The organism is Nocardioides renjunii (assembly GCF_034661175.1).
In the GTDB taxonomy this organism is placed as follows: Bacteria; Actinomycetota; Actinomycetes; order Propionibacteriales; family Nocardioidaceae; genus Nocardioides; species Nocardioides renjunii.
Window position 1 is genome coordinate 2,129,778 of sequence record NZ_CP141058.1, and the last position, 22,260, is coordinate 2,152,037.

At 73.3% G+C, this 22,260-nt stretch carries 20 protein-coding genes; 11 read left to right on the forward strand and 9 right to left on the reverse strand.

Annotation, left to right across the window (positions count from 1 at the left end; translation table 11 throughout):
- The first annotated feature begins 34 nt into the window (after nucleotides 1–34).
- From SHK17_RS10140 to SHK17_RS10150, 3 genes are all read left to right on the forward strand, one after another.
- Nucleotides 35–1,051: a zinc-dependent alcohol dehydrogenase family protein gene (locus tag SHK17_RS10140; RefSeq protein ID WP_322921969.1), complete on the forward strand. Its 1,017-nt coding sequence runs from the start codon at nucleotides 35–37 to the stop codon at nucleotides 1,049–1,051.
- Nucleotides 1,048–2,817: an alkaline phosphatase D family protein gene (locus SHK17_RS10145; RefSeq protein WP_322921970.1), complete on the forward strand. Its 1,770-nt coding sequence runs from the start codon at nucleotides 1,048–1,050 to the stop codon at nucleotides 2,815–2,817. The genes SHK17_RS10140 and SHK17_RS10145 overlap by 4 nt, the downstream gene beginning before the upstream one ends.
- Nucleotides 2,818–3,132: 315 nt before the next feature.
- Nucleotides 3,133–4,251, forward strand: coding sequence for a DNA glycosylase AlkZ-like family protein (locus tag SHK17_RS10150; protein WP_322921971.1), 1,119 nt, complete (start codon nucleotides 3,133–3,135; stop codon nucleotides 4,249–4,251).
- A 117-nt stretch (nucleotides 4,252–4,368) separates the two neighbouring features.
- On the opposite strand, the gene SHK17_RS10155 is transcribed toward SHK17_RS10150, so the two are convergent.
- Genes SHK17_RS10155 through SHK17_RS10165 form a run of 3 tightly spaced genes read right to left on the reverse strand, consistent with a single transcriptional unit; the run spans nucleotide 4,369 to nucleotide 6,291 of the window.
- On the reverse strand, nucleotides 4,369–4,992 hold the full coding sequence (locus SHK17_RS10155; protein WP_322921972.1) for a CG0192-related protein: 624 nt from the start codon (nucleotides 4,990–4,992) through the stop codon (nucleotides 4,369–4,371).
- A gap of 9 nt (nucleotides 4,993–5,001) precedes the next feature.
- The gene (locus SHK17_RS10160; protein WP_322921973.1) at nucleotides 5,002–5,796 is read right to left on the reverse strand and encodes an SRPBCC family protein; all 795 of its coding nucleotides are present in this window, start codon (nucleotides 5,794–5,796) and stop codon (nucleotides 5,002–5,004) included.
- Between the two features lie 12 nt (nucleotides 5,797–5,808).
- Nucleotides 5,809–6,291 carry a pyridoxamine 5'-phosphate oxidase family protein gene (locus SHK17_RS10165; protein WP_322921974.1) on the reverse strand — a complete coding sequence of 161 codons (483 nt, stop codon included), beginning with the start codon at nucleotides 6,289–6,291 and terminating at the stop codon, nucleotides 5,809–5,811.
- Between the two features lie 148 nt (nucleotides 6,292–6,439).
- On the opposite strand from SHK17_RS10165, the gene SHK17_RS10170 reads away from it, so the two are divergent.
- Complete coding sequence (locus tag SHK17_RS10170) at nucleotides 6,440–8,803, forward strand: excinuclease ABC subunit UvrA (protein WP_322921975.1); 2,364 nt, start codon at nucleotides 6,440–6,442, stop codon at nucleotides 8,801–8,803.
- Nucleotides 8,803–9,495: an alpha/beta fold hydrolase gene (locus SHK17_RS10175; RefSeq protein ID WP_172273694.1), complete on the forward strand. Its 693-nt coding sequence runs from the start codon at nucleotides 8,803–8,805 to the stop codon at nucleotides 9,493–9,495. The genes SHK17_RS10170 and SHK17_RS10175 overlap by 1 nt, the downstream gene beginning before the upstream one ends.
- Before the next feature lie 37 nt (nucleotides 9,496–9,532).
- Here SHK17_RS10175 and SHK17_RS10180 read toward each other — a convergent pair whose 3' ends face one another.
- Entirely contained in the window at nucleotides 9,533–10,324 is a 792-nt protein-coding gene (locus SHK17_RS10180; RefSeq protein ID WP_172272275.1) for an Fpg/Nei family DNA glycosylase, read from the reverse strand.
- Nucleotides 10,325–10,396: 72 nt separating this feature from the next.
- On the opposite strand from SHK17_RS10180, the gene mmuM reads away from it, so the two are divergent.
- Nucleotides 10,397–11,329 (forward strand): homocysteine S-methyltransferase, encoded by a 933-nt coding sequence (gene mmuM / locus SHK17_RS10185; RefSeq protein WP_322424231.1) that lies wholly within the window; start codon nucleotides 10,397–10,399, stop codon nucleotides 11,327–11,329.
- Between the two features lie 45 nt (nucleotides 11,330–11,374).
- Here the strand turns inward: mmuM and helR are convergent, their stop codons facing one another.
- Together helR and SHK17_RS10195 are read right to left on the reverse strand one after the other, a co-directional pair.
- Nucleotides 11,375–13,594: an RNA polymerase recycling motor ATPase HelR gene (gene helR, locus SHK17_RS10190; RefSeq protein WP_322922019.1), complete on the reverse strand. Its 2,220-nt coding sequence runs from the start codon at nucleotides 13,592–13,594 to the stop codon at nucleotides 11,375–11,377.
- Nucleotides 13,595–14,017: 423 nt separating this feature from the next.
- Nucleotides 14,018–14,230, reverse strand: a complete 213-nt coding sequence (locus tag SHK17_RS10195) for a hypothetical protein (protein ID WP_322921976.1) — start codon at nucleotides 14,228–14,230, stop codon at nucleotides 14,018–14,020.
- 162 nt (nucleotides 14,231–14,392) lie between these two features.
- Between SHK17_RS10195 and SHK17_RS10200 the strand changes: the two genes are divergently transcribed.
- Together SHK17_RS10200 and SHK17_RS10205 are read left to right on the forward strand one after the other, a co-directional pair.
- Nucleotides 14,393–16,801 (forward strand): M1 family aminopeptidase, encoded by a 2,409-nt coding sequence (locus tag SHK17_RS10200; protein WP_322921977.1) that lies wholly within the window; start codon nucleotides 14,393–14,395, stop codon nucleotides 16,799–16,801.
- Between the two features lie 102 nt (nucleotides 16,802–16,903).
- On the forward strand, nucleotides 16,904–17,311 hold the full coding sequence (locus SHK17_RS10205) for a YiiD C-terminal domain-containing protein (protein WP_322921978.1): 408 nt from the start codon (nucleotides 16,904–16,906) through the stop codon (nucleotides 17,309–17,311).
- A gap of 40 nt (nucleotides 17,312–17,351) precedes the next feature.
- On the opposite strand, the gene SHK17_RS10210 is transcribed toward SHK17_RS10205, so the two are convergent.
- A complete protein-coding gene (locus SHK17_RS10210; protein ID WP_322921979.1) occupies nucleotides 17,352–18,218 on the reverse strand; it encodes a carbohydrate kinase family protein in 867 nt (288 codons plus the stop codon).
- A complete protein-coding gene (locus SHK17_RS10215; RefSeq protein WP_322921980.1) occupies nucleotides 18,215–18,970 on the reverse strand; it encodes a hypothetical protein in 756 nt (251 codons plus the stop codon). Before SHK17_RS10215 ends, SHK17_RS10210 begins: the two co-directional genes overlap by 4 nt.
- Before the next feature lie 73 nt (nucleotides 18,971–19,043).
- On the opposite strand from SHK17_RS10215, the gene SHK17_RS10220 reads away from it, so the two are divergent.
- Nucleotides 19,044–19,670, forward strand: a complete 627-nt coding sequence (locus tag SHK17_RS10220) for an SGNH/GDSL hydrolase family protein (protein WP_322921981.1) — start codon at nucleotides 19,044–19,046, stop codon at nucleotides 19,668–19,670.
- On the opposite strand, the gene SHK17_RS10225 is transcribed toward SHK17_RS10220, so the two are convergent.
- Nucleotides 19,658–20,866 carry an SPL family radical SAM protein gene (locus SHK17_RS10225; protein WP_322921982.1) on the reverse strand — a complete coding sequence of 403 codons (1,209 nt, stop codon included), beginning with the start codon at nucleotides 20,864–20,866 and terminating at the stop codon, nucleotides 19,658–19,660. The genes SHK17_RS10220 and SHK17_RS10225 overlap by 13 nt on opposite strands.
- Nucleotides 20,867–20,937: 71 nt before the next feature.
- On the opposite strand from SHK17_RS10225, the gene SHK17_RS10230 reads away from it, so the two are divergent.
- Both SHK17_RS10230 and SHK17_RS10235 read left to right on the forward strand, forming a co-directional pair.
- The gene (locus SHK17_RS10230) at nucleotides 20,938–21,360 is read left to right on the forward strand and encodes a hypothetical protein (protein ID WP_322921984.1); all 423 of its coding nucleotides are present in this window, start codon (nucleotides 20,938–20,940) and stop codon (nucleotides 21,358–21,360) included.
- A 35-nt stretch (nucleotides 21,361–21,395) separates the two neighbouring features.
- The gene (locus SHK17_RS10235; RefSeq protein ID WP_322921986.1) at nucleotides 21,396–22,235 is read left to right on the forward strand and encodes an aldo/keto reductase; all 840 of its coding nucleotides are present in this window, start codon (nucleotides 21,396–21,398) and stop codon (nucleotides 22,233–22,235) included.
- Nucleotides 22,236–22,260: the final 25 nt, after the last annotated feature.

The window sequence follows — 22,260 nt, forward strand, 5'->3', positions numbered from 1 at the left end:
CGGGTGTGGGCTGCCTCGTGGCAGTATCGCGACCATGCGCGCAACCACCATCCACGCCCCCGGCGACATCCGTTTCGAGGAGGTCCCGGACCCCACGATCGAGGAGCCCACCGACGCCATCATCAAGGTGGTCGCCGGCTGCATCTGCGGCTCGGACCTGTGGCCCTACCGCGGTGAGAACGACGTCGACCCGGGGACGACCATCGGCCACGAGTGCGTGGGCGTGGTGGAGGAGGTCGGCTCGGAGGTGAGCCGGACCAAGGTCGGCGACTTCGTCATCGTGCCGTTCTGCCACTGCGACAACACCTGCCCGCACTGTGTGGCGGGCATGCAGTCCGCGTGCGTGAACCTCGGGATCACCCAGAGCGGCCAGGGGGAGTACGCCCGCGTCACCCAGGCCGACGGCAGCCTCGTCGCCACGGACGGCATGCCCGACGCGAACATGATCCCGTCGCTGCTCGCGCTCACCGACGTGATGGCCACCGGCTGGCACGCCGCCGTCGCCGCCGGCGTGAAGCCCGGCGATACCGCCGTCGTGGTCGGCGACGGAGCCGTCGGTCTCAGCGGCGTGCTGGCGGCCGCCCAGCTCGGGGCGGAGCGGGTGGTGGCGATGTCGCGCCACGAGCCCCGGCAGGAGATCGCCCGCGCCTTCGGCGCCACGGACATCGTCGCCGAGCGCGGCAAGGAGGGCGGCGCCCGCATCATGGAGCTGACCGACGGGGTCGGCGCGGACGCGGTGCTCGAGTGCGTCGGCACCGACCAGGCGATGAAGACGGCGTTCGCCGTCGCCCGTCCGGGCTCGACCGTCGGCTTCGTCGGCGTGCCGCACGGCGTCGAGCTGCCGATCCGCCGGATGTTCCAGAAGAACGTCGGCCTGGCCGGCGGGATGGCCCCGGTGCGCCGCTACCTCCCCGACCTGCTGGAGCGCGTCCTCTCCGGGGCCATCGACCCCGGCCGCGTCTTCGACCTGACGCTGCCCATGGCGGAGTCCGCCGAGGGCTACCGCGCCATGGACGAGCGCCGCGCGATCAAGGTCCTCCTCCAGCCGTGAGTGGGTCCGACAGCCCGCTGGTGCTCGGGCCGCTCCTGCGCCACGTCGACGAGACGTCGGCAGCCGTGTGGGTCGAGACCCGCGACGCGGGCACCGTCACGGTGCGGCGGGGTGAGACGTCCGCCAGCGCCCGGACCTTCGCGGTCCACGGGCACCACTACGCGCTCGTCGAGCTGGGCGACCTGCAGCCCGGGTCGACCGAGGCCTACGCCGTCGAGGTCGACGGCGAGCGGGTCTGGCCCGAGGCCGGCTCTCCCTTCCCGGCTCCCGTGATCGCCACGCTGGAGCCCGGGCGCCCGCTGCACCTGGCCTTCGGGTCGTGCCGCACCTCGGTGTCGCACGACGAGAAGGGCAACGGCACCCACGGCGTCGACGCGCTCCGGGCGTGGGCGCTGCGCGTGGCGGACCACGCCCCGCCGGTCGACCCCGACGACCCGGACCTGGCGCCCGACCGGCTGCCCGACCTCCTGCTCTTCCTCGGCGACCAGGTCTACGCCGACGAGACCACCGAGGCGATGCAGGAGTTCATCGAGTCGCGTCGCGACATCAGCGAGCCGCCGTGGACCGAGCTCCAGGACTTCGAGGAGTACGCCCACCTCTACAAGCTGGCCTGGTCCGACGACGCCAACCGCTGGCTGCTGTCCACCGTCCCGAGCGCGATGATCTTCGACGACCACGACATCCGCGACGACTGGAACACCTCGATGGCCTGGCGTCAGGAGATGGAGGCGACGTCGTGGTGGCACGGCCGCATCGTGGCCGGCCTGGCGTCCTACTGGGTCTACCAGCACCTCGGCAACCTCTCGCCGGCCGACCGGGCCGAGGACGAGATCTACGCCAAGGTGCTCGCGCACGCCGGCGACGACGAGCTCGACCTCGGTGACGTCCTGGACGCCTTCGCCGAGCGGGTCGACCAGCTGCCGTCGACGTACCGCTGGAGCCACACGCGCGACTTCGACACCCAGGCCCGCCTCGTCGTGGTCGACTCGCGGGCGGCCCGCCAGCTCGACCCGGACAGTCGCGCGATGCTCGACCCGGACGAGGCGGCATGGCTCGACCAGCAGCTCCGTGGCGACGTCGACCACCTGTTCATCGGCACGTCACTGCCGTTCCTGCTGGCGCGCGGGCTGCACCACCTCGAGGCGTTCGGCGAGGCGCTGGCCGGCGGCGCCTGGGGTGAGCGGGGCAGCAAGGTGGGCGAGAAGCTGCGCACGACCGTCGACCTGGAGCACTGGGGGGCCTTCCAGCGCAGCTTCCAGGAGCTGGCGCAGCAGACGATGGAGGTGGCGGCGGGGGAGCGCGGCAGGGCCCCGTCCACGGTCACGTTCCTCTCCGGCGACGTGCACCACAGCTATGTCAGCGAGGCCCGCCCGGCCAGGGGCGGCCGGCGCCTTGAGTCCACGGTCCTGCAGGCGGTGTGCTCGCCGATCCGCAACCCGCTGTCGCGCCACACGCGGTTCGCGACGGCCGTGCTGTCGTACGGGGTGGCCGGGCCGGTCGGCCGGCTCGCGTCGCGCTCGACGAAGGTCCCGGACGCGCCGCTGCGCTGGCACTACGCCGAGGGGCCCTGGTTCGACAACAACCTCGCGCTGCTGCGGGTGGCCGGGCGCGGCCTGCGGATGTGGTGGGTGACCGGCGAGGTCGTCGACGACCACGCGCGGCCGCGGCTGGCGAAGGTGGCTGCCTACGAGCTCGACGAGCAGGGGCACCCGCCGCCGCGCGAGGGCGTGGTGCGGAAGGCCCGGCGCCGGCTCAGACGGCGCTGAGGACGCGGTCGCGCCCGTGGGCGCAGTCGCAGGTGTCCGAGCACGGGAGGTAGGTGTGCGGCCCGTGGCCGCAGCCTCCGCACGGACGGTCGTGCGACAGGTGGACCGTGCTGGTCTCGACGGTGTCCCACATGGTGTTGCCCCCACAGCCTGGTGATCCGAGATGGTCTTTCCCCTATGACGTCCACGGTGCCAGCCCATGACGCGGCCCACGGGCGAACACGCCCGGAATTGCCCGATGTGGGGCACGAATGACCCGTTCGGGCCATGCCCGGTGGTCCGTCAGCGCGGTCGCGACCGGCCTAGGATCGGCGCATGGGTGCCGCACGGGTGGTCGAGCTGTCGGCGCAGCAGGCCCGGCGGGTCGCCGTACGCGCCCAGCTGCTGACCGCGCAGCGGCCCACCGACGTCCTCGACGTCGTCCGGCACCTCGGCTTCCTGCAGGTCGACCTGACGAGCGTCGTCGCGCGGCACGCCGACCTCGCGCTGTGGACCCGGCTCGGGAGCACCTACGAGCCGGAGGACCTCGAGGAGCTGGTCGGCAACGGCGCGGTCGTCGAGCACCAGGCGATGCTGCGGCCCAGCGAGGACATCGCGCTGTTCCGCGCCGACATGGACGCCTGGCCCGGCGAGCCCCCGCTCCGGGAGTGGCAGGAGGACGTCCGCGACTGGGTGGCGGCCAACGACGGCTGCCGGCGCGAGATCCTCGCCCTGCTGCGCTCCGAGGGACCCACGGCCGCGCGCGACCTGCCCGACACCTGCGAGGTGCCCTGGCGCTCGACGGGGTGGACCAACAACAAGAACGTGATGAAGCTGCTCGAGTGCCTGGAGGCGCGCGGCGAGGTGGCGGTCGCGTCCCGGGAGGGTCGCGAGCGTCGGTGGGACCTCGCCGAGCGGATCCACCCGGGTGATCCGGCGGTGCCGGCCGAGGAGGCCCACCGCGCCCTCGCGCAACGGCGCCTGCGCGCCCTCGGCGTCGCCCGCCCCCGCGCCCTCGAGGCGTGGCACGAGCCCTACGACGTGCGCGACGTCGGCGAGCCGGCCCGGGTGGAGGGGGTGCGCGGGCTGTGGCAGGTCGACCCGACCCTCCTCGAGGAGGCTGACGGCGCCTGGCGCGGCCGTACGGCGATCCTCTCGCCGCTCGACCGGCTCGTCTTCGACCGCAAGCGCATGGAGGAGCTCTTCGGCTTCGACTACCAGCTGGAGATGTACAAGCCCGCGGCCGCGCGCCGGTGGGGCTACTGGGCGATGCCGGTGCTCGACGGCGACGAGCTCGTCGGGAAGGTCGACGCCACCGCGGACCGGGAGGCGGGCGTGCTGGTCGTCGACGCAGTGCACGAGGACGGCGACTGGTCGCCCGACCGGCGGGCTCGGGTCGACGCGGAGCTGGACGCCCTGGCCGCGTGGCTGGGGCTCGAGGTGGAGCGCGCCTGACACCGTGTGTCGGGACAGTCCTTGTTCGGCTCCACCTGTACGGGAGCGCCCCGGGGTACTCGCGGACACGTGGGGGCGAACATCGACTGACCATCCCTTCCGAGGCCAGCGGCCGCCTCAGGCCGTGCGCACGACGGCGAGGACCGTCTCGTCGGGCGCGTCGCCGACGCAGCCCACGAGCCGGGCGCCGTCGCCCAGCGGGGCGTCCACGACGCGCGCCAGCTCGATCTCCGCCGAGCCGGCACGCACGGTCGTCACGACGCCACTGTGGATGACGGAGTCGACGGCGTCGATCGGGGGGCCGGAGGCCTCGCTCCCGCTGCCGCGGACGTGCATCCGGGCCGGGATGTCGATGCGCGTGCCGCCGTCCTCGAAGAACATCGGTGACTGCTCGGCCCCGGTGAGGACGGCCGTCACAAGGGTGGCGGCCCACACCGGGTCGCCGCAGCCGTCGTAGACCCAGCGCTCGCCGAGCACGGAGTGGTGGGCGGTGGTGACCAGGTGCTCCTCGGCCGCGGGCAGGGGTGCGGCGCGGTAGGTGAGCGGCACCTGCAGGAGAGCCCCGTCCGTGGTGCGCCACAGGAGGGTCTCGACGCCCACCTCGCCGGCGGGGTCGTCGAAGCGGTACTCCGCGACCTTCTCCGCGACGACCAGACCCTCCGCCCAGGTCTGCGTGGGGAGCCACGTCGCGACGGGCTCCTGCTTGGACGGCGTGAGCGTGGCGCGGTGGACGATGCCCATGCCCGGAGCCTAGAGGTCGAGGTCGAGCGCCTCGGCGAGCCGCTCGGGCTCGGCCACGGCGAGGGTGGCCCCCGGGTGCCGGATGGTGGCGGTCGGGTCGATGGCCGGCACCGGCTCGTGGAAGCGCAGGCACAGCGCGCGGTCGCCGTTGGTGGTGAAGGAGACGCCGCGGTCGCTCAGGGACAGGTGCGGCGGGCCTGCGGTCTTCGCGAAGCCGAAGCCGCCGGTGACCTCGGCCCCGGCGATGTTGCTGCGCGGGGTGAGCAGCCGCCTGGGCCCGTAGCGGACGTAGAGCCACGACGGCCCGACCTCGACGGTCGTCGTCCGGGGGGTGATCCCGAACGGGCGGGCGGCGCGGGCGTACGACGGCGCGAAGGCGAAGTCGAAGGAGGTGACCGGCTCGACGGTGGTCTCGCCGCCGGGCTCGCCCACGAGCCCGCGCAGCGCGGCGCCCGCGGGGACCCGGTAGGGCTGGAGCAGCGCGGCGGCGCGGCCGGGCACGCGGAGAAACGCGCGGCTCCCGCCGGCCGGAGCCGCCACGACGTGGTGGTCCATCCCGACCGACACCGGACCGCGTCGCACGGTCCACGACCACGTGCGCAGCTCGGGGTCGACGCGCGTGATCTCGAAGTCGACGGCGACCCCGGCGGGGCCGTGCACGCGGCCCGACGTGCCGACCGCGAGGACCGGGTCGCTCGACTCGACGTGGGTGATCAGCTGAGCCCAGTCCGGCCAGGTGCCGGGGGTGGTGAAGCGTCGCCAGGCCTCACCGGCACTGGCGGGTCCCTGCGCCTCGACGAGCACCGGGGCCCTCCGTCAGAGCTCGACGGTGTCGTTGTCGCCCAGGTCGGGCTTGCTGCGACCGATCAGCCCCTTGGCGAGCTCGATCGCGGAGACGACCTTGCCGGGGGACTCCCAGTACTCCGCGGTGGCGCCGTCGACCTGCAGGAGCACGTTGGTCGGGTCCTCGGGGCCGCCGGTCATGAAGGCGCCGGCCGAGGCGTCCCAGAGCTCCTCGAGCTTGGCCCGGTCGTCGTTGACCCGCGCGGTGCCGGTCAGCGAGACCCAGCCGACGTCGCTGGCGTAGGACACGTTGACCCGCGGGTCGGCCTGGATGGCACGCACCTTGTCGGTGTCGCGCTCGGTGAGGAACCACGTCGTGCCCGGGTGCTCGAAGTCCTGGTTGCCCATCGGGGTCGAGACCAGCGACCCGTCACCGGCGATGTAGGTGAGCACGGCGATGCGGGTCTCCTTCATGATCTCGGCAACGGTCGCGAGCTGGTCGTCATGGGTGGTCATGTCCTCGACACTGGCACGCCGGTCAAGGCGGGCACCCCATCCGGAGGGGCGGGCGGTCACACACCTCCCCAGCGGCGCGTCGTACTGGCAGGATTGCCGCAGCCACGGGGCGGCGGACACGCCGGGAGCGACGAGGGAGACGCGGACGATGACGAGCACACACCCAGCCGACGACCATGCGCTGATCAGGGTCGAGGGCGCGAGGGAGAACAACCTCAAGAACGTGTCGGTGGACCTGCCGAAGCGCCGGCTCAGCGTCTTCACGGGCGTCTCCGGCTCCGGCAAGAGCTCGCTGGTCTTCGCGACCATCGCGGCGGAGTCGCAGCGGATGATCAACGAGACCTACAGCGCCTTCGTGCAGGGGTTCATGCCCTCGCTGTCGCGTCCCGACGTCGACCACCTCGAGGGCCTGACCACGGCGATCATCGTCGACCAGGAGCGGATGGGCGCCAACCCGCGGTCCACCGTCGGCACCGCGACCGACGCCAACGCGATGCTGCGGATCCTCTTCAGCCGGCTCGGGGACCCCTACGTCGGGCCGCCGACGGCGTACTCCTTCAACGTCCCGACCCGCAAGGCGAGCGGGATGATGACGACGGAGAAGGGCGGTCGCACCGAGCGGCGGATCGCCAAGCAGGAGGTCTACCTCGGCGGCATGTGCCCGCGCTGCGAGGGCATGGGCAAGGTCAACGACATCGACCTGACCGCGCTCTACGACGAGGAGAAGTCGCTCTCGGACGGCGCCCTCACCGTGCCCGGCTACTCCATGGACGGGTGGTACGGCCGGCTCTTCGAGGGCATGGGCCTGCCGATGGACAAGCCGATCAAGTCGTTCACCAAGAAGCAGCTCGAGACGATGCTGTGGTCGGAGCCGACCAAGCTCAAGGTGGAGGGCGTCAACCTCACCTTCACCGGCATGATCCCGCAGATCCAGAAGTCGATCCTGTCCAAGGACCCCGAGGCGATGCAGCCGCACATCCGGCGGTTCGTCGACCGGGCGGTGACCTTCCAGACCTGTCCCGAGTGCGAGGGCACGCGGCTCACGCCCGAGGCGCGGAGGTCGAAGATCAACGGCATGTCGATCGCCGACCTGTGCGCGATGCAGATCAGCGACCTCGGCGACTGGGTCCGCGACCTCGACGAGCCGTCGGTCGCGCCGCTGCTCAAGGGCCTGCAGCACCTGCTCGACTCGTTCTCCGAGATCGGCCTGGGCTACCTCTCGCTCGACCGCCCGGCCGGCACCCTGTCCGGTGGCGAGGCGCAGCGCACCAAGATGATCCGTCACCTCGGCTCGTCCCTCACCGACGTCACCTACGTCTTCGACGAGCCCACGATCGGGCTGCACCCGCACGACATCGAGCGGATGAACAACCTGCTGCTCCAGCTGCGCGACAAGGGCAACACCGTGCTGGTGGTCGAGCACAAGCCGGAGACCATCGCGATCGCCGACCACATCGTCGACATCGGCCCCGCCGCGGGCGCTGCGGGCGGCAGCATCTGCTTCGAGGGCGACCTCGAGGGGCTCCGGAGGAGCGGCACGATCACCGGTAAGCACCTCGACGACCGGGCGACGCTGAAGGACACCGTGCGCGAGGCCACCGGGACCATGGAGGTGCGCGGCGCGAGCACGCACAACCTCAAGGACGTCGACGTGGACGTGCCGCTCGGCCTGCTGACCGTCGTCACCGGCGTCGCCGGGTCGGGCAAGAGCTCGCTCATCCACGGCTCGCTCGCCGGGCGCGACGAGGTGATCGTCATCGACCAGGGCGCCATCAAGGGGTCGCGGCGCAGCAACCCGGCGACCTACACCGGGCTGCTCGAGCCGATCCGCAAGGCCTTCGCCAAGGCCAACGGGGTCAAGCCGGCGCTGTTCAGCGCCAACTCCGAGGGCGCGTGCTCGACCTGCAACGGCGCCGGGGTCATCTTCACCGAGCTCGGCCCGATGGCCACCGTCGAGTCGCCGTGCGAGGAGTGCGAGGGGCGCCGGTTCAAGGCCGAGGTCCTGGAGTACACCCTCGGCGGCAAGGACATCGCCGAGGTGCACGAGATGTCGGTCCTCGCCGCGCGCGAGCTCTTCAGCGACGGGGAGGCCAGGATCCCGGCCGCGATGAAGATCCTCGAGCGGCTCGTCGACGTCGGTCTGGGCTACCTCTCGCTGGGCCAGCCCCTGACCACGCTGTCGGGCGGCGAGCGCCAGCGCCTCAAGCTGGCCACGCAGATGGGGGAGAAGGGCGACGTCTACATCCTCGACGAGCCCACCACCGGCCTGCACCTCGCCGACGTGGAGAACCTCCTCGGCCTGCTCGACCGCCTCGTCGACTCCGGCAAGTCGGTCATCGTCATCGAGCACCACCAGGCCGTCATGGCCCACGCCGACTGGATCATCGACATCGGCCCCGGCGCCGGCCACGAGGGCGGCACGATCGTCTACGAGGGCCCGCCGGCCGACATGGTCGCGGCGAAGGAGCCGACGCTCACGGGCAAGCACCTGGCTGCGTACGTCGGCGCGTGATGCTGCTCCTCCACGGGCTCGGCGCCACCGGCGGGGTCTGGCGCGGCGTCCTCCGCCCGCCGCGGGCGCTGGCGCCCGACCTGCCCGGTCACGGCGGCGCTGCCTGGGACCCGCCCTACACCTTCGAGCGGCACGCCGAGGCGGTGCGACCCCTCCTCGAGTCCTTCGACCACCCGGTGCCGGTGCTCGGACACTCGATGGGCGGCGTGGTCGCGCTCGCCCTGGCCGCGCTGGCGCCCGAGCGGGTGACCGCCGTGGTGGCGCTCGGCGTGAAGGTGTCGTGGCCGCCCGAGGACGCGGCGCGGGCGGTGGCGACGGGCGAGCGTCCGGTGACGGCCTACGACACGCGCGAGCAGGCGGTCGACCGGTTCCTGCGCGTCTCCGGCCTCGCCGGGCTGGTGCCCGCCGACGACCCGATGGTGGACACCGCCGTCGTGGACCGCAGCGCCGCGGGAGAGGGGAGTGGCTGGCGGCTCGCGCAGGACCCGCGCACGTTCGCCGTCGGCGTGCCCGACATGGCCGGCCTGCTCGCCGCCGTCGCGTGCCCGGTCGTGCTCGCCCGCGGCCAGCACGACCCGATGGTCACCGCGCAGGACCTCGAAGGGCTGGTGACCGACCCGGTGAGCCTGCCGGGGCTGGGGCACAACGCCCACGTCGAGGACCCGTCGGCGGTGCTCGCCCTGGTCCCGTGAGCACGACTGACGGCCCGGGCGACTGCGCAGCAGGGCCTCAGACCTGGCAGACCGGGCACCAGTAGAGCCGGCGGGCCGCGATCTCGCCGTCCTGGACCGGCGTGCCGCAGATGCGGCAGGGCAGGTCGGTGCGGCGGTAGACGTAGTGCGCGTCCTCGCGGCGCGGCCGGCCCGAGGGGCGTTCGCGGTCCTCGGGGAGCGTCGTGACGATGCGACCCGCGCGGACCCCGGCGCGCAGCAGCACCACCAGGTCGTCCCACAGCGCGTGGAGGACGGCGGCGTCGTGGTCGCGGCCGGGCCGGAACGGGTCGAGGCGGTGGCGGAACAGGACCTCGGCCCGGTAGACGTTGCCGACACCGGCGACGACCGACTGGTCCATCAGCAGGGTCGCGATCGGGGCGCGGCTGCGCAGCACCCGGGCCACGAACGCCTCGACGTCCGGGCGTCGCCGCAGCGGGTCGGGACCGAGGCGGGCCAGGATGCGCCCGCGCTCGTCGTCGGTGAGCACCTCGCACGCCGTCGGGCCACGCAGCTCGAGCCAGTGACCGCCGCCGACCAGCCGCAGCCGCAGGGCGCCCCGGGGCGCCGGTGCGGGCAGCGTGCCGTCCCGGAACGTGCCGTAGAGGCCGAGGTGGACGTGGAGCCACAGGTCGTCGTAGCGGTGGAAGAGGTGCTTGCCCCAGGCGTCGGTGGCGCTCAGCGCGCGGCCGTCGAGCAGGCGCGCGCCGTCCTCGAACCTGCCCTGGGGGCTGTCGGCCGAGACGTGCCGGCCCCCGATGAGGCGGGCGTGTCGTCGGGCGAGTCGGTGGATGGTGTGTCCTTCTGGCACGGACCGATCGTTGCCGACGCCGACAAGCGAGCAGCCACCGGCGCCCGCCCCGGGACCTGCGAGCATGGCTGCATGAGCCCGACGGACCCCGCTCCCGGCGACACCTCCGACCTGCGGTCGACGGTGGCGACACGTCCCGTCGTCCTCGACGGCGGGCTGGCGACCCTGCTCGAGCGGCACGGCCACGACCTGTCCAGCCACCTCTGGTCGGCGCGGCTGCTGCGCGACGACCCGGCCGCCATCGAGGACGCCCACCGCGAGTTCTTCGCCGCGGGCGCCGAGGTGGCCACGACCGCTTCCTACCAGGTGTCGTTCGAGGGCTTCGGCACCGAGGGCGTGGACCGTGGCGAGGTCGAGCGGCTGCTGCGCCGCAGCGTGGCGCTGGCGGCTGCGGCGCGCGACGAGGCCGCACCGGGCGGCTGGGTGGCCGCCTCGGTCGGGCCGTACGGCGCCGTGCTGGCCGACGGCTCGGAGTACCGCGGCGACTACGGCCTGGACGTGGCCGCGCTGCGCGCGTTCCACCGGCCCCGGCTCGACGTCCTGGCCTCGACCGTCGGTGCGGGCGCCGACGTGCTGGCGGTCGAGACTGTCCCGTGCCTCGCCGAGGTCGAGGCCGTGCTGGCCGAGCTCGACGGCAGCGGCGTGCCGGCGTGGCTGTCGCTGTCCGCGAGCGAGGGTCGCACGCGGGCGGGGGAGCCGCTCGAGGAGGCGTTCGCGATGGCGGCCGACGTCGCCGAGGTCCTCGCGGTGGGCGTCAACTGCACGACCCCGGCCGACACGGGAGCCGCCGTGGAGGCCGCCGGTGCGCACAAGCCAGCCGTCGTCTACCCCAACTCGGGCCAGTCCTGGGACGCCGAGGTCCGGGCCTGGACCGGTCGCTCGGCGTTCCACCCCGAGGACGTCTCGGCGTGGGTCGCCGCCGGCGCCCGGCTCGTGGGCGGCTGCTGCCGGGTCGGCCCGGAGGACATCGCGTCGCTGCGGGAGGCGCTCGCCGGCTCCGCCTGAGCCGCCCGTCGGTGTCGCGGGAGTCGGTCCGAGGTCGGCCCGACGTCAGTCCGAGGTCAGCACGACGAGCTGCTGCGTCGCGCGGGTCATCGCGACGTACCGGTCGACCGCGCCGGTGATCCCGTCCCCGAGCCGCTCCGGGTCGACGAGCACGACCATGTCGAACTCCAGGCCCTTGGCGGTCTCCGGCGTCAGCGACCGGACCCGACCGCCGAACGCCCGCTCGAGCGTGGCGTCCCGGCTGTTGTCGCGGGATGCGTCGATGACCACGGCGGTGCCGTCGTGCGCGGCCAGCCAGCCGGCGAGGATCGCGTCGAGATCGGCGGCGGGGGAGTGGAGCACCGGCACGCCGCTCTCGCGGATCGACGTGGGGACGTTGGCCTCCGGCAGCGCGGCGCGGATGACCGGCTCGGCCTCGGCCATCACCTCAGCGGGCGTGCGGTAGTTGACGGTCAGTGGGGCGACCGTGGCGTGCGGCAGGCCGATCCGTGCGAGCCGTTCGCCCCAGGACTCGGTGAAGCCGCGGCGCGCCTGCGCGCGGTCGCCGACGATCGTGAAGCTGCGCGACGGGTTGCGCCGCAGGAGCACCTGCCACTCGGCGTCGGTCAGCTCCTGCGCCTCGTCGACCACCACGTGCGCGAACGGCCCGGCCAGCAGGTCGGCGTGGGCGGTGGGCAGCGCGCCGTCGTCCACGAGGGCCGTGCGGAGGTCGTGGTGGACGAGCATCGACACCAGCCCGTCGCCGTACTCGTCCGCACCGCTCTCGCGCGCCGTCGTGCGCAGGTCGTCGACGACCTCGTCCATCCGGGCGCGCTCGCGCGCCACGGCAGCGTGCGTACGACGCCGGCGGCGCGACGCCTCGGGGTCGCCGAGCCGCAGCCGCGCGGCGTCGAGCAGCGGCAGGTCGGCGTACGTCCACGCCTCGCCCTCGGCCCGGCGCAGCGCGGTGACCTCCTCGGGCGCCAGCCAGGGCGCGCAATGGCGGAGGTAGGCGGGGACGGACCACAGGTCGCCGACCACGTCGGTGTGCTCGAGCAGCGGCCACGCCCGGTCGACGGCGTCGCGCAGCGCGCCGTGCCGGTCGAGCACGCGCCGGAGGGCGTCGGGGGAGACGTCGTCGAGGGCATCGCCCAGCTTGTCCACAAGGATGGTGAGGACGGCGTCCCAGACGTCGTCGCGAGCCAGGTTGTGCGGTGTGCCCGGATCGGGGGAGGCGAAGGCCTCGGCCCACTCCGCGACGGTGAGCCGGACGTCGGCCCACGGCGTCTCGACCAGCATCGGTTCGGTGGGCGGCTCCTCGTGCAGCGCGACGGCCGGCTCGATGGCGGCGACCATCCTGACGTCGGCCTTGAGCGACGCCACGTGCGGGTCGGCCTCGGGGACGGCGCCCGCGGACTCGGGGACGAGGTCGCGGACGGTGCAGGTCTCCACGCCGTCCTCGCCGAGGCTGGGCAGGACGTCGCTGACGTAGGCGAGGTAGGGCTGGTGGGGCCCGACGAAGAGGACGCCACCGCGGCGGTGCCCGAGCCGGGGGTCGGCGTGGAGCAGGTAGGCCGTGCGGTGCAGCGCGACGACCGTCTTGCCGGTGCCCGGCCCGCCGTCGACCACCAGGGCGCCCCGCGAGCCGGCGCGCACGATGGCGTCCTGGTCGGCCTGGATGGTGGCGAGCACGTCGCGCATCCGTGGCGTCCGGCTGCCGCCCAGCGTGGCGATGAAGGCGGACTGGTCGTCGAGGGCGGCGGTGTGGGCGAGTCCCTCCTCGGTGAACGCCTCGTCCCAGTAGTCGACGATCCTGCCGGCCGTCCACCGGTAGCGACGGCGGCTGACAAGGCCGTGGGGCTGCGCGTGGGTGGCCGCGAAGAACGGCTCGGCGGCGGGCGAGCGCCAGTCGACCAGGAGCCGCCGGCCGCCGGGGTCGGCGAGGCCGAAGCGTCCGATGTACGTCGGCTCGTCGCGGTCGGCGTGCACGATGCGGCCCAGGCAGAGGTCGAGGTCGTAGCGCCGCAGGGCGCGCAGCCGGGCGGTCAGGCGGTGCACCTCCTGGTCGCGCTCCAGCGCGGCGGTGCCGTGGCCGGCGGGCATGCGCCGGGTCTCGGCGAGGCTCGTCTCGAGCTCGGTGACGGCGTGCGACAGGCTGTCGGCGACCGCCGCGAAGTGGGCGCGGTCCCGGTCGATGAGCGCGGGGTCCGCCTTGGCGGCGAGGGAGTCGGGGAGGGCGAACGGAGCGGTGTGCTGGTGGGGATCCGGCGAGGTCTCGGGCTGCATCACGCCGTGCAGTGTGGGGGAGCGACGGGGTCTTGCGGCAAGCCCCCGGATGGCCTATACGTTGAGAGTGGAGGCGGTCGCCTCCACGTCGTCGTGTTACCGCCGCGTTACTTTTGTGGCACGCGCGAGTACGTGTCGGGCGATTCCGCCCACGCCCCCGGTCCTCCGCCACTACGTTCCAGGAGCGGGGCATCGGGCCCCGCACCGACGAGTGAGGGAACGCATGGCGACGAGTGACGTGAACGGCCGGTCGACGTGGTGGCGGCGGGTCGCCGCCCGAGCCGTACCGGTCGCGATGGTGGCGGGCAGCATCGTCGTGACGGCCACCCAGCCGTCCTTCGCGGCGGACCCCGTGGACGGCGCCCGGACCGCCGGGGACCCCATGTTCCCCCACGTCGGCAACGGCGGCTACGACGCCCTGCACTACGACGTCGTCCTGGACTGGAACGCGACCGGCGTCGTCGGCACCTCCATGACCGGCGTCCTGGACTCGGCCAGCACCACGATGCGGGCCAGGACGACGGGCGCTCCGCTGCGGTCGTTCTCGCTCGACTTCGAGGGCCTGACCGTCGACTCCGTCACGGTCGACGGGGTGCCGGCGACGTACGAGCGGGTCGTCGACCCCGCGACCACCACCTACAAGCTCGTCGTGACACCGGCCGCACCCTTCGAGGGCGACTTCACGACGGTCGTCACCTACCACGGCGTGCCCAACCACCACGTGGACCCGGACGGCTCGTGGGAGGGCTGGGCCGCGACGTCGGACGGCGCCACCTTCATGGGTCAGCCGGTGGGGCCATGGCGGGCATCCCGCACAACAACATGCCGGGGGACAAGGCCACCTGGAGCTTCACCACCACGATCCCCAGCACCATCACCTCGGCGACCGGTCCCGGCGACAGCGCCGTGGTCGGCAACGGCGAGCTCGCCTCCAGGACCGTCAGCGAGGACGGCACCCGCACCACCTGGCGGTGGGTCCAGCAGGAGCAGATGGCCAGTGAATTGATCATCATCTCGATCGGCAAGTACGACGTCATCGAGTCGCAGGTGACGCTGTCCGACGGCCGCGTCATCCCGGAGTGGTCGTTCATGGACTCGTCGCTGTCGGCGGCCAACAAGACGACGATCACCAACCGCCGCGCGCTGCTCGGCACGATCATCACCCGGCTGGAGCAGCTCTACGGCCCCTACCCGGGCAACAGCACCGGCGTCGTCGTCGACACCGTGCCGAGCGGCATCAACTACGCCCTCGAGACGCAGGACCGCTCGTTCTTCCCGAGCACCGGCTCGGTCAACGGCAACACGCTGATCCACGAGCTCGCCCACCAGTGGAACGGCGACAACGTCACGCCGCAGCTGTGGACCGACATCTGGATGAACGAGGGCATGGCCACCTGGGGACCGAGCTGGCACACCAACGTGCTGGCGCCAGCCACGCCCAACCCGGGCGCGACCGAGACGACGTACTTCAACAGCTGGAACAACACGGCCTCGACGAGCGCGAACTGGGCCACCCCGCCCGGCGCGCAGACGAATCCCGCGAACATCTACGGCTACCAGACCTACACGCGCGGCGCCCAGTTCTGGGAGGCGCTCCGCACGGCGCTGCGCAACGACGACTTCCTCGAGGTCGTCCGGGAGTGGCAGACCCGGTACGCGGGCGAGAGCCGCAGCGGTGAGGACCTGAAGGCACTGGCCGAGGAGGTCTCGGGACGCGACCTCGACGCGTTCTGGCAGGACTGGATCCTCGACGGCGACAAGCCGGCCTGGCCGAGCAAGTACGACCTCACCCTGGCCGGCGAGCCTGCGTCGACGCCGCAGCCGGGAGGCACGCTGACCTACCAGCTCACCGCGGCCAACGTCGGCAAGGTCGCGCTGACCGACGGCATCGTGGAGGTCGACCTGGCCGACGTCCTGGACGACGCGAGCCTCGGCACCCTGCCCGACGGCCTGGTGCTCGACGGCACCACGCTGACCTGGACCATTCCCCCGACTGCGGTCGGGTCCTCGGCCACCGCGACCTTCGACGTCGTCGTCGACGGCGACGTCTCCGACGAGACGCTGCGGGCGACCGCGGTGCCCACCGGCCTCGGCGGCCTGTGCTCGACCGCAGGCTGCGCCAGCGAGGCAGCCGTCGGCGTGCAGCCGCTCACCCCGTCGGGCACGCCGGAGGTCACCGGCACGTTCGCGGTCGGTGGCACGGTCACCGTCAGCACGCCCGGCTGGCGTGACGGCACGAGCTTCTCCCACCAGTGGCTGGTCGACGGCACGCCCGTCGAGGGCGCCACCGCGTCGAACTTCACGCTCCGCCCCGACGACGTGGGCAGGACGGTCTCGGTCGCGGTCACCGGCAGCCACCCCGACTACTCGCCCGTGACCCGGACCAGCGCTGCGGCGACCGTCGCTGCGGGCACGCTCGCCAGCACCCCGACGCCGACCATCCAGGGCGACGCGGTCGTCGGCGCCACCGTCACGGCGCAACCGGGTGCCTGGGACGACGGCGCCGCGCTGACGTACGAGTGGTTCCTCGACAGCGAGCCGGTCGGCGCAGGCGCCAGTCGGACCCTCGGCGCGGCCGACGTCGGCAAGCAGCTCGAGGTCGCGGTGACGGCGACGAAGGCGGGTTACACCGGTGTCACCCGGCGGAGCGCCGCGGCGACGGTCTCCGAGGGCCGCCTCCTGGCCACTCCCGCACCCGTGGTGTCCGGGACGGCGAGGTTCGGCGAGACGCTGACCGTCAGCCCCGGCACGTGGGACGGGGGAGTCTCGGTGGGCTATCAGTGGCTGCGCGACGGCGTCCCGGTCGGCGGCGCCACCGGTGCGTCGTACGTCCTCGGGCTCGACGACGTGAGGACGCGCATCAGCGTGGCGGTGACGGGGACCAAGCCGGGCTACGCCGCGGTGACCACGAGGAGCGCCACGACGTCGGCCGTCGCCCGGGCCCGGTTCGGCACCGTGGTGGCGAAGATCGCCGGGAAGGCACAGGTCGGCCGCACGCTGAAGGCGCGGGTCCGGGGCATCGGCACGGATCCGACCGTGCGCTACGCGTGGTACGCCGGCACGAAGAGGCTCGGCAGCACGCCGACGCTCGAGCTGCGCAGGGGACTCCTCGGCAGGAGGGTGACGCTGCGCGTGACCGTCCGCGAGGCGGGCTTCATCACCACGACCGTGAGGAGCGAGCCGACCACGAAGGTCACGCACAGGTGATCCGCGTGTGTCCCCCGGGCGCCCGTGGGTGCCCGGGGACACACGGTTCCCCGCATCGTCCACACATTGCCGCACGCCGCCGGATGGCCTATACCTGCGTGGGTGGAGGCATCCTCGTCCCTGGCATCGGTCCCGATCCTCGAGGCGATGGGGATCCGGGTCGTCGAGCTGCGGCCCGGCTTCGCCGCCGCCGAGCTCCCGCCCGAGCCCAACACGAACCACTTCGGTGTGACCTACGCCGGCTCGCTGTTCAGCGTCGCCGAGATGCTCGGCGGCGTGCTCAGCCTCGCGACCTTCGACCTGGAGGGTGAGCTCGCGGGGTTCGTGCCGCTGGTGAAGGAGTCGACGATCCGGTTCCGGCGACCCGCGCTGGGCGTCGTACGCGCCACGGCGTCGCTGGCCCAGGACGAGGTCGACCGGGTCCGCCGCGACGCGTGTCGGGACCTACCAACTGCGGCGCTGCTGAACGGTCCCGGGAGGTCTCCACCCACATCGGAATATCGCCGATAACTGACATTATGTCAACAAGCGTCGATCGAGGACGCCCAGGTCAGCCCTCCTCCAGTCCCCCCACCTCGCCGGCCAGGTGCGGACCACTGAGGCAGACGACAGCCCGCGCTGCTCCCGCGTCCAGCGACGCACGCAGGTCGGAGCCGTTCCACCGGGCGACGAGGAATCCGGCGAAGAACGCGTCGCCGGCGCCGTTGGCGTCGACGACCTCGACGTCCTGAGCCTCCGCATCCACCCACGCGCCGTCCGGGCCGACCGCCGACGAGCCGTCCGCGCCGTGCGTCACGACGACGGTCCTGCCGTCGGCGGCGACCCGCTCGGCGTACGCCCGCCAGTCCGGCATCCGCTCCGACGACAGCTGCAGGTGGTCCGCGTGGCTGAACGGCTCGTGGAAGGCGGACGCGCCGTCGTAGTCGTGCAGGTCGCTCCACGTCGGCACGCCTGCATCGCGCGCCCATGCCACCCACGGCGCGGACGCCTCGGACAGGTCGACGACGACGAGATCGGCGTCGAACAGGTGTTCGTCCGCGTCCCGCGTCGTCCACGGCTCTGCCGGCGAGGGCAGGTGGGTGTAGATGGAGACGCGCTCCCCCGCGTCGGTCATCAGGTTGACGTGCCGCTCGCACCGCCCGCTGCGACTCGGTCGCGCGACCACGCGGACCCCCGCCGCCTCGAGGCTCCCCCGCACCCGCGCGCCCACGTCGTCGGTGCCGAGCACCGTCAGCAGCGCCACCCGGGCACCGAGGGCGGCGAGGTTGAGCGCCTTGCCCGCGGACGTGCCTCCGAGGGTGCTCCAGGAGCGCTCGGCGAAGTGCGTGCCCGGCACGGGGTCCGGGAGGGCGGCGAGGTGGATGATCTCGTTGGCGCTGGCCGGGCCGACGACCAGCACGCGCGGCGCGGTGGTCACCGGACCTCGCGCCGGGCCGCGAGCGTACGGCGGCTCACGACCGCTGCTCGCCAGAGGATCACCAGGAAGACGATCGTCACCGCCCGGACGAGCCACGCCAGCCACGGCTCGCGCGGCTCGGTCGTGCCGACGACGACCCCGATCCACTCGGCCAGGTGGTCCCCCCGCGTCATCGGCTCACCGGTGTCGGGAACCGCCCCTGCCAGCGACGACGCGAGCACGGCGACCCACGGCATCAGGGCCGTCATCGCCGCGACGTCGTACCACCGCGCGTCGACTCCGGGCCGTCGCACGTCGGTGAGGAGCACGACCGGCCCGACGACGAGCAGCAGGGTCGGGATCGGGAGCAGCATCGTGCCGATCCCTGCGCTGATGAGGAGCACGCTGCCCCACGACGTGCCGTCGGTGAACAGGCTGGCGATCGTCAGGACGACGCCGATGGCGAAGACGAAGAGGAGCTGCCAGCACGCCCGGAGCCACGCCGCACCCTCGACCGGTGCGCGGTCCTGACGACGCGGCCACCACGCGGCGACGATTCCCCCGGCAAGTGCGATCACCGCGCTCGCGGCTCCGGCGACGTCGGCCCACCACGGGGCGTCGAGGCCGTCGTCGTACCAGTCCGACCACAGCACGGCGGCTGCAGCGACCGCTGCCAGCTGCAGCGCCAGCCCGCCCCACAACGCGGGGTGCCACGGCTCGCGTGCGACGAGGCCGAGATCGGTGTCGCTCGCCGTCGTGGTGGTCTCGTGCATGCTCTCCCCCGCCGACTTCCGGAGGCGCCAGCGTGCCACAACGGGCCTTGGTCGCGTCTGCTGTGCTGGGGCCATGACGGCTCGGCTGGCGCTCCTCGGTGACTCCATCGCGTGGGGGCAGGGCGCTGCCCGCGAACGGGACCGGCTGGGGCCCCGCCTTGTGGAGGGCCTGGCCGTGCGCGCGATCGACGTCGAGCTGCGCACCTTCGCCGTTCCCGGGGCGCGCAGCTCCGGGCTCGCCGCCCAGGTCGACTCGGCCCTCGGGTGGGCCCCCGACGTCGCCGTGGTCGTGATCGGTGCCAACGACCTCACCCACCGCGAGCCGGTCGCCCGGGCCGTGCGCGCGCTCGCGGACGCCGTACGACGCCTGCGTGCGGCCGGCAGCGAGGTGGTCGTCGCCCCGGCTCCCGACCTCAGCGCCGTCCCGCACGTCCCCGTGGCGCTGCGCGGGGTGGTCCGTGCCGCGGGCGACGCCTTCCGTGCCCAGCAGGCCGCGGCCGCGACCGCTGAGGGCGGCCTGGTGGCCGACCCCGACCAGCGCGCGTCGCACGCCTTCGCCGCCGACCCCTCCCTGTTCTCGGCCGACCGCTTTCACCCCTCGAGTGCCGGCTACGCCGTGATCGCCGACGCGCTGCTGCCGGCCGTCGTGGGCGCCGCGTCGGAGGTGGGCGCCGGCGGCGGTCGGAGTCAGGTCCAGTAGAGGACCCGGCACTGCGGCAGCCGTTGCGCGAGCTGGTCCTCGAACCACCGGCGCAGCTCGCTCATGACCTCCTTGGGGTAGACGTGCTTGCTCGTGCCGAACCGGCCCCTCTTGACGGACCTCCGGGCCTCGTCCATCTCGAGGGTGGTGCGGGGGTACCAGCCGAGCAGCACCTCCTTGCTGCTGGCGGTGAACCGGTGCGTGATCAGCTCGGCGGTCAGGTCGAGCTCGGGCACCTCCGCGACCGCGGCTTCCACGAGGTCGAGCAGGTGGCCGTAGTGCGCGCGCCAGCCGTCGAGCGGCATGATCGGTGCGATGGTGAGCCCGACCGGGTAGCCCGCGGAGGCGAGCCGGCGCAGCGCGGCGAGGCGCTGCTCGAGGGTGCTCGTCCCGCCCTCCCACCGACGTGTGACCGGCAGGCAGTTCACGCTGAACCGGACCCGGGTGCGGCCCGCGTGGGGCAGGTCGACGAAGCGGTCGACGTCGCCGTACTTCGTCGTCCACCGCAGCTGCACCGGCGCGTCCCAGGCGCCGAAGTACTCGACCGCACGCTGCCAGCTGCCGGTGAGGTGGTCGAGCGCCAGGGGGTCGGTGTAGCAGGACGCCTCGAACGTCGTCCCCTCCGCGATGCGTGCCCGGGACCGGCTGGTCACCGTCCCCGTGCCGACGTAGTCGGTCAGGCCGGCGAGGATCCCGTCGAGGTCGGCGTACACGCGGGTGACGGGTGGACCGGACAGCGAGCCGGCCAGGTAGCAGTACTGGCAGTGCGCCGGACAGCCCTCGGCGAGGTCGACGCGCCAGTCCGCGCTGGGGGCGATGGGCTGCAGCGTGCGACGGCTCGGCGGGCTCACGACCACGGCCAACGTCGACTTGGCCCGCGCGTACGTCTCCCGGTCCGTCTCGCCGCGCACGCCCGTCAGCCGGTTGGCCTTGAGGCGCTCGACCTCGATGCCGAGCGCCTCCACGCGCTCGACGATCCGCCGTCCGTGCTCCTCGTCGAGGGCTGCGGGGGTGACCACCACTCGCTTGGGGGTCCAGCGCCGCGCGGGGCGGCTCGGCGGCGCCAGCGCCGACAGGTCCGTCTCCGCCGTGACCTCACCGCTCGCGCTGTGTGGCAGCGGCTGGTCATCGCGCGCCAGTGGCTCGGTCAGGTCCACCTCCGCGTCGGTGGCGGGAGTCACTGCGTCGTCGGGCATGTCCGGGCCGTTCCCCTCCGCGGGCTCGGCATGCCCCCGCGTGATCGTCGCGCCACGGGGTACCGGGCCCCATGTCGACGCTCGTGATGATGCTCCTGGTCGTGCAGGTCGTCGGTGGCGCCTACCTCTTCGGCGCCGTCTCCACGGCGGGTGCCAGCTTCAGCACCGCACGCGCCACCCGGCTGCCACCCCTGCTCGTGTTCGGCCACGCCATGCTCGGCCTGGCCGCCCCGACGTTGTGGATCGGCTGGATGGTCACCCGCGCAGACCCCATGGTGTGGGTGACGCTCGGGTCCCTCCTGCTGAGCATCGCCGGTGGCCTCGTCATGCTCTCGCGCACCGCCGGCCACTCCACGACGCTGGAGCGACCCGCGACCGATCCCGCCGACGTGGCGGTCGTCGAGAAGCAGATCCCCAAGCCGGTGCTGGCCGGCCACGGCCTGCTCGCGGCGGTGCTGGTGGCCTGCGTGGTGGCCGTCGGCCTGGGCGTCTGACCCTCCTCCTCGCCTGTCCCCCTAGGTTGGGGCGCATGGCTGAGATCCCGACCCACACCCTCAACGACGGCACCACGCTGCCCGCTATCGGCTTCGGCACCTACCCGCTCCGCGGAGAGGACGGCACCGCCTCGATCGTAAGTGCGCTCGAGGCCGGCTACCGGCTCGTCGACACGGCGGTCAACTACGAGAACGAGACCGAGGTCGGCGAGGCCCTCCGCCGGTCGGGGCTCTCCCGCGACGAGGTATTCGTGACCAGCAAGATCCCCGGTCGCCACCACGGCTACGACGACGCCGTCGCGTCGGTCAGGTCCTCGCTCGAGCGGCTGGGGCTCGAGCGCACGGACCTCCACCTCATCCACTGGCCGAACCCGGGCCAGGGCAGGTACGTCGAGGCGTGGCGGGCCCTGGTCGCGCTCCGGGACGAGGGCCTCGTCCGATCCATCGGCGTCTCGAACTTCACCGAGGAGCACCTCGAGCGGATCATCGACGACACCGGTGTCACGCCGGCGGTCAACCAGGTCGAGCTGCACCCCCGCTTCCCGCAGGAGCACATGCGGGCGGTCCACGACCGGCTCGGCATCCGCACCGAGGCGTGGAGCCCGATGGGCAAGCGCCGGGCCCCGCTGGAGGAGGACGCCGTCACGTCCGCGGCGCAGTCGCACGGTGTCTCCCCGGGCCAGGTCATCCTCCGCTGGCACGTGCAGCTGGGGTCGCTGCCGATCCCGAAGTCGGCGGACCCCGGCCGGCAGGCGCAGAACCTCGACGTGTTCGGCTTCGAGCTCACTCCCGAGCAGGTGGCGGCGATCTCCTCGCTCGCCGAGCCCGACGGCCGGCTGTTCGGCGGGGACCCCGACACCCATGAGGAGATGTGACCCGCGGCTCGTTACGATCGGCGCC